The 418-nt window shown below is 48.1% G+C and carries 1 protein-coding gene; it reads right to left on the bottom strand.

The genetic code is table 11. From position 1 onward, the window contains the following. Window positions 1–418 (bottom strand): immunoglobulin-like domain-containing protein (locus J3999_RS11815; protein ID WP_208128082.1); only part of this gene is annotated, 418 nt, incomplete at both ends.

The raw sequence follows: 418 nt of genomic DNA, 5'->3' as shown, positions 1-418 counted from the left end.
TGACATCAATACTGTCACTGTCCACATACACATCTTCGAACTCTGATTCATCAATAGTAACGGAGGTACTGCCAGAGAACTGATTGGCCAGAATAGTGATACTTTCGCCGTTTGACAGATCAACCGTCATGTCGGTCTGAGGCGCATTATCCACGCTGGCAACGTAAGTGATCACACCACCGTCTTCGGTCAGCTGAGGAGTCGCTGTCAAACTGACCGTTGTAGTATCAATCGTATCGACGATCGCAGTCGAAGCGCTGGCACCGCTGTAATCGACGTTTTCATAGTTACCGCCAGTCGTACCGGTCACACTGACATCAATACTGTCACTGTCCACATACACATCTTCGAACTGTGATTCATCAATGGTAACGGAAGTAGTGCCCGAGAACTGGTTCGCCAGAATGGTAATACTTTC

This window comes from Thiomicrorhabdus sp. 6S3-12, from assembly GCF_017571475.1.
Lineage (GTDB): Bacteria > Pseudomonadota > Gammaproteobacteria > Thiomicrospirales > Thiomicrospiraceae > Thiomicrorhabdus.
This window is presented reverse-complemented; position numbering and strand designations above follow the sequence as displayed.